The sequence below is a fragment of the Bacillus proteolyticus genome (genome assembly GCF_001884065.1).
Classification (GTDB): Bacteria; Bacillota; Bacilli; order Bacillales; family Bacillaceae_G; genus Bacillus_A; species Bacillus_A proteolyticus.
Map to the genome: position 1 here is coordinate 1 of NZ_MACH01000034.1, position 6237 is coordinate 6237.

Below are 6237 nucleotides of genomic sequence, written 5' to 3' on the forward strand. Positions count from 1 at the left end.
GTTTGTCTAGCATCTAAAAATAAAAATTGACGTTCACGTTGTTTGTTTCGTTCAGTTTTCAAAGAACTTGTCTGTCGCTCATTTGCGACTTCCTTATGTTAACATTTCCAATTTGCAATGTCAACTAAGTTTTTCATTTTGTTTTTTATTTCGTTTGTCGCTTTCTGCGTTGTTGCCATCGGCGACTTGTTCTATATTACACCTCTAAACTCTAATCGTCAACACCTTTTTATAAAGATATTTAATTTAATATCTTCGTACTCTTTTAGCTCGCGGTAAAGGACCTATAAAGATTTCACTAAAATAGAAACCAACGTCTACTTTTCTTTACTAATCTATTCTTCTAAATACTATTCAATTTAGACACTTCTCTATTGCAAAGGAATCGCTTCCCCCATCTTACCGAACTTATACGATTGACTCTTTCTAGCTAAACTAGCAACCTTATTTTAACAATTAATAGTATATAATTAGAAAGTTGTTTTATTTTTTATTACCACTCCCTATTCCCCTTTGTTTATCAAATTGTACTATTAATAACATTCTATTAGAAGCAGGTGACGATATGAAAGATATACGTATTCTTATAGCAGATGACGATAAAGAAATTCGGGACTTATTAAAAAGATATTTAGAGCGAGAATTATATATGGTAGATACTGCAATTAACGGCGAAGAAGCATTGCATTTATTTAATCAAAACGACTATAACCTCGTTATATTAGATCTTATGATGCCAAAAGTAGATGGGATTGAAGTATGTAGAAAACTTAGAGATAAAACTAACATACCGATATTAATGCTAACTGCTAAAGATCACGAAGTTGATAAAATTTTAGGTTTAAGCATTGGGGCTGATGATTATATTACGAAACCTTTCAGTATTCACGAAGTGGTTGCACGAGTAAAATCTCTTATGCGACGCTTTTTAGTTCTTGGAAGTAACACTACTGTACAAGAGAAAACAACTTTAGCTTTTAAAGGACTAACTATCGATTTAAATAAATACACGGTTCATACAAACGATACAGAAATCAACTTAACCGGAAAAGAACTTGAACTATTAAGATTCTTTACCTCAAACCCAGGGCAAGTATTTACAAAAACACAGCTCTTCCGAAATGTGTGGGACGATAATTATATAGAAGATGATAATACCGTTATGGTACATATTAGAAAACTTAGAAAGAAAATAGAAATTGATCCTTCCAATCCGAAATTCATTCAAACTATATGGGGAATTGGTTATAAGTTTGTAGGTGAAAAACTTGAAGACTGATAAGATCCTCTTTCTTATTTCATTACAACTTATCATTTGCGGGCTTTTAAATATAAACATGGGCCCCAAAGTAAAAATATCTTTATTTATTACTCTTATCTTAATTACAATATATCTTTTCTTTTCAAGAATACACTTTATTCAAAGTCGCAAATCAATGGTCACTAAATTAAATCGTGCACTTAAAGGAAATTTACAAACAAGATTATTCACGAACAATGATCGCTCATTACATAATATCGTGTTTTCAATAAACGAATTAATAGCCGAATTAGAAAAAGTTCAGATTGAGGCGAAAAAATCCGAGGAATCGAGAAAACAAATTTTTTCTAGTGTCTCGCATGATATCCGAACACCACTCACTTCTATTATTGGATATATTGATGCTTTAAAAGATGATGTCGCTGCTTCTGAAGTAGAAAAGCAAGAATATCTTGAAATACTTTATAAGAAATCAAATGACTTAAAACATCTAGTCGATGCAATCTTTAATATGGCCAAGCTAGATGCTGATGAACTCCCATTAAAAGAAGAAGAACTCGATTTTTCCGAAGTTACTAGAGAAGTGTTAATCGAGTTTTTACCTGAGCTTTCAAAACATAATATCGAACTACAAGTTCTCATACCAGAATCTACTTGTCCTATTATTGCAGATCATCTTAGCCTTATACGCGTTATAGGGAATTTAACGAAAAATTCCATCTATTACGGAAAGGATGGGAAAATAGTAGGAGTCGAGCTACTAGAAACCGATACAGAATATGAACTTCTTATTTGGGATAAAGGACCCGGCATTCCAAAACATGATTTACAAAACGTATTTGAGCGAATGTACCGAAGCGAACAATCAAGAAACTCCTCTTTGGGTGGTAGCGGCCTTGGGCTTTCTATTTGTAAAGCGCTCGTTGAGAAAAATGGTGGACATATATGGGTCGACAGTATTCCTTGGGAAAGAACTACTTTTGGCTTTTCCATCCCAAAATACACTACTTTTAAGAAATAGTTAAGAAATGATTAATACGTAGTTAAACCCTTCTTTTTATCATGTAATTAAGAACTTATAGAAAGTAGGTGTCTCCTATAAATACAATTATAAAAACGACGAATCTTACTAAAATATATGGGAACCAAAAGTCAGTAGATAATCTAAATATCAATGTACAACAAGGCGAGATTTATGGATTCATAGGACGTAACGGTGCCGGTAAAACAACAACCATTCGTATGCTGCTCAGCCTTATAAAACCTACAAGTGGAAATATTGAAATATTTGGGGAAGATTTGTTTCAAAACCAAAAAGACATTTTAAGAAGAATTGGTTCTATCGTTGAAGTTCCAGGGTTTTATGAAAACTTAACAGCAAGAGAAAACTTATTAATTAATGCAAAGATAATTGGAGTTCACAAAAGGAATGCAATTGAAGAGGCCTTGGAAATTGTAGGTTTGCAGCACGAAACAAAAAAATTAGTAGGAAAATACTCTTTAGGAATGAAACAACGCTTGGGAATTGCACGTGCACTTCTTCATTATCCTGAACTACTCATATTAGATGAACCAACTAACGGTCTAGACCCCATCGGTATTAAAGAAATGCGAAAACTTATTAAATCTTTAGCTCAAGAAAGAAATATAACGATACTTATCTCCAGTCATATATTAGCCGAGGTAGAACAATTAGTCGATCGTATGGGGATTATTCATGAAGGAAGGTTACTAGAGGAAGTTTCTCTTGATACGCTGCGTAAAGCAAACCGTAAATACATAGAATTCCAGGTGAATAATGACCCTAAAGCTGCGATGCTATTAGAAAATCATTTTCAAATTTTTGATTATGAAGTACGTGATGAAGGGAATATTCGCGTTTACTCTCATTTCGGACAGCAAGGACGCATTAACAGAACGTTTGTTCTTAACGATATTGAAGTATTAAAAATGGTGATGAGCGAAGACAGATTAGAAGATTATTTCACTAAACTAGTTGGAGGTGGAAAGATTGGTTAATCTACTCTATACAGAACTATTAAAACTAAAACGCTCTAATATGTTTTTGATTAGTATTATCGGGGCTGGTGTCGCACCTTTCTTAGTGGTAGTAGCGTCTTATATACACATACAGACAAAACAACCTACTCCAACTATTTTGTTCCATCAATTATTCACTGAAGTTAACTTATATACTACTTTAATTATAGGATTCCCCTTATATGGAGTAGTGGTTGCTTATCTGTTTACCCGTGAATATACAGAAGATACACTAAAACATTTACTAACTATCCCAGTATCACGCATTAGCTTTATTATAAGTAAGTTCATCCTTCTATTCCTTTGGATCATGATGCTAACTTTAATCGCTTGGGCACTAACTTTATTATTAGGGCTACTAGGTAGCTTCCCTGGATTTAGTATCACCTTACTTTTGGACTCTCTCGTAAAATTTTTAATATGTGGTGGACTTCTTTTTCTATTGTCTTCACCTATTGTACTACTAACTCTTGTAATGAAAACCTATGTACCACCTATTATATTAACAATTATTATTACAATGGCTAACCTTATGATCGTAAATTCAAAACATAAAGACCTATTCCCATGGACCGCCACTCTAGATATAGCAAATAACGAATTACAATCGACTTATCCACCAGAGTATTCTTATATCATCATCGCGGTAACTACCATTTTCGGGTTTATTGCAACACTATTCTATTTTAAGAGAGTAGATATTCATTAATTTATAGGAGTGAAACTATGAGCGATATCATCATTGCCTTCATACTCGGTATTGTAGAAGGGTTAGCTGAATTTTTACCTATCTCTTCTACTGGTCATCTTATATTAGTCGGACATTTATTAGGTTTTGAAGGAGAACGGGCAAAAACGTTTGAAATTGTCATTCAGTTAGGAGCAATCTTAGCTATCGCTATCTTATATCATAAACGCCTTGTTTCTTTATGTAATATTAAGCCTCTTCTAAGAAAAGAGAAAAAATTCAACGCATTACATGTATTCCTTGGCGTATTTCCGGCAGTAGTTGCTGGTTTACTACTACATGATGTTATTAAAACATACTTATTTCAGCCGTATACTGTCGTAATCGGACTTGTAGCAGGAGCAATTCTTATGATTTTTGCAGAAGTAAAAAAGGCAGAGGCAACCTCTTTTTCACTAGATGATTTAACATACCGTCAAGCATTAACAATTGGGTTATTCCAATGCTTAGCAGTATATCCTGGCTTCTCTAGAGCGGGCTCTACTATTTCTGGAGGGCTATTAGCAAAAATAAATTATAAGGCTGCATCTGAGTTCTCTTTTCTCATTGCCATTCCTGTAATGGTCGGAGCTACAGGGTTAGACTTATTAAAAAGTTGGAAGTATTTAAGTGTAGATGATATTCCTATGTTTACGGTAGGATTCATTACCTCTTTTCTTGTAGCAATGCTAGCAGTAGTAACTTTTCTGAAGCTTTTAGAGAAGATAGGTTTAAAACCTTTTGCATATTATCGTATTTTATTGGCTATCTTATTTACACTTTTCGTATTGCTATAGATTCATATAAGTCCCATATTATTAACCGATATTGAAATTGGAATATCGGTTTTTATCTATTTCACCTCTAGTATTACTCACTTCAATATGGCATATTGATAATACACGACCATTAATAATTCGAATATTCTTTGAACCAATCATTAAAATATGTAAAATCAAAAGCTATACTTGAAACCCGATCCTAGTAATAGCATTTCTCCTTTAAACGCATATACTAAACTCAAAATAAGTACCTCAATTGATTGTATGTACCTATTACACCGAGTTAGAACAAACGTTCTAACCTGGTGTAATACTACAAGCTTTACCGTTAGAAGAGCAAGTTGAGCTACTAACAAAGCATTTAGTTTCATTTAATAGTATTAACGGTACCATTGGCAAAGTTAGTATTATAGATGAACTATATAATATTTTAAAAAGCTTCCCTTATTTTCAAAAGTATCCTGAACACATATGGATTTAACATGTACCTCATGATCCAATAGGTAGAAAAAATGTATTTGCATTTGTAAAAGGAGAAAACAACTCCCCCTCGACTATCATTTATCATTCACATTTAGATACAGTCGGTATTGAAGATTTCGGATTGTTAAAAGAACATCCAATCCGCAAATTAAACATCCCGTCTATTAATATGGTCGTCTACGGGAAAGATGGCCATAAATGGACAGAACGGGTTTATAAACCATACTCATTCAGCATATTATCTTTATTGATCCGTAATACAACAATACAAATTTTAAATGACTACAAAACTATTACAAATAAGCAAATTGCCCAGAACTTATAAAGAAAATAAACTTTAACTAAAGTGAGGTAAATATACAAATGAATCCATTAGCGCAAACATATTGGGATACTTATTGGGGGAACAATGACAAACCGAAATCCGTTACAGCTTGGCAATTTGGTGATTCTCCTGATTATCTCGCTAAACTAGTCATTGATGGTGTGAAAACCGCAACATGCTCCGGCCATATTTTTTATGAATTAGAAAGCGAACCGCTACCAACAACCAATGATTATAGTATTGTACTCAATAGTCAAGATGAACCTGTAGCTATCATTAAAACAATAGAAGTAACTGTAACACCAATGAATGAAGTAACTGAAGAATTTGCTATCGCTGAAGGTGAAGGCGATCGTACCTATAGTTACTGGAGAGACACCCACATTCAGTTCTTCACAGGAGAACTAAACGAGCTTGGGCTTAGTTTTTCTGAAGATATGCTGCTTGTTTGTGAGCGTTTTGAACTTATCGATGTAAAAAAATAAATATAGCTTGTCATCTATCACTCAAGAAATACATAGATGACAAGCTATATTTATTAAACACGAAAAAACACGAGTCAAAAGACTCGTGTTTTAGTTGCTTGGCGACGTCCTACTCTCACAGGGACAAGGTCCCA

The 6237-nt window shown here is 33.6% G+C and carries 7 protein-coding genes; all 7 read left to right on the plus strand.

Features of this window, described 5'->3' with window-relative positions; translation table 11 throughout:
- Positions 1-565 precede the first annotated feature (565 nt).
- The 7 genes from BAQ49_RS03950 to BAQ49_RS03980 all read left to right on the plus strand — a co-directional run bounded on the left by BAQ49_RS03950 (position 566) and on the right by BAQ49_RS03980 (position 6103).
- Positions 566-1279, plus strand: a complete 714-nt coding sequence (locus BAQ49_RS03950) for a response regulator transcription factor (protein WP_071744270.1) — start codon at positions 566-568, stop codon at positions 1277-1279.
- Positions 1269-2282: a sensor histidine kinase gene (locus BAQ49_RS03955; protein WP_071744271.1), complete on the plus strand. Its 1014-nt coding sequence runs from the start codon at positions 1269-1271 to the stop codon at positions 2280-2282. Before BAQ49_RS03950 ends, BAQ49_RS03955 begins: the two co-directional genes overlap by 11 nt.
- 68 nt (positions 2283-2350) lie before the next feature.
- On the plus strand, positions 2351-3280 hold the full coding sequence (locus BAQ49_RS03960) for an ABC transporter ATP-binding protein (RefSeq protein WP_071744272.1): 930 nt from the start codon (positions 2351-2353) through the stop codon (positions 3278-3280).
- Positions 3273-4010: an ABC transporter permease gene (locus BAQ49_RS03965; protein WP_071744273.1), complete on the plus strand. Its 738-nt coding sequence runs from the start codon at positions 3273-3275 to the stop codon at positions 4008-4010. Before BAQ49_RS03960 ends, BAQ49_RS03965 begins: the two co-directional genes overlap by 8 nt.
- A gap of 17 nt (positions 4011-4027) precedes the next feature.
- Positions 4028-4825 (plus strand): undecaprenyl-diphosphate phosphatase UppP, encoded by a 798-nt coding sequence (gene uppP / locus BAQ49_RS03970; RefSeq protein ID WP_071744274.1) that lies wholly within the window; start codon positions 4028-4030, stop codon positions 4823-4825.
- Positions 4826-5414: 589 nt separating this feature from the next.
- Positions 5415-5618 (plus strand): hypothetical protein, encoded by a 204-nt coding sequence (locus BAQ49_RS33255; protein WP_180237370.1) that lies wholly within the window; start codon positions 5415-5417, stop codon positions 5616-5618.
- Positions 5619-5656: 38 nt separating this feature from the next.
- Positions 5657-6103: an ASCH domain-containing protein gene (locus BAQ49_RS03980; RefSeq protein WP_071744275.1), complete on the plus strand. Its 447-nt coding sequence runs from the start codon at positions 5657-5659 to the stop codon at positions 6101-6103.
- Positions 6104-6237 lie beyond the last annotated feature (134 nt).

Bases quoted from the DNA above. Each gene is read 5' to 3' on its own strand.
- uppP (WP_071744274.1), top strand. From the start codon at position 4,028: ATGAGCGATATCATCATTGCCTTCATACTCGGTATTGTAGAAGGGTTA.
- BAQ49_RS03950 (WP_071744270.1), top strand. From the start codon at position 566: ATGAAAGATATACGTATTCTTATAGCAGATGACGATAAAGAAATTCGG.
- BAQ49_RS03980 (WP_071744275.1), top strand. From the start codon at position 5,657: ATGAATCCATTAGCGCAAACATATTGGGATACTTATTGGGGGAACAAT.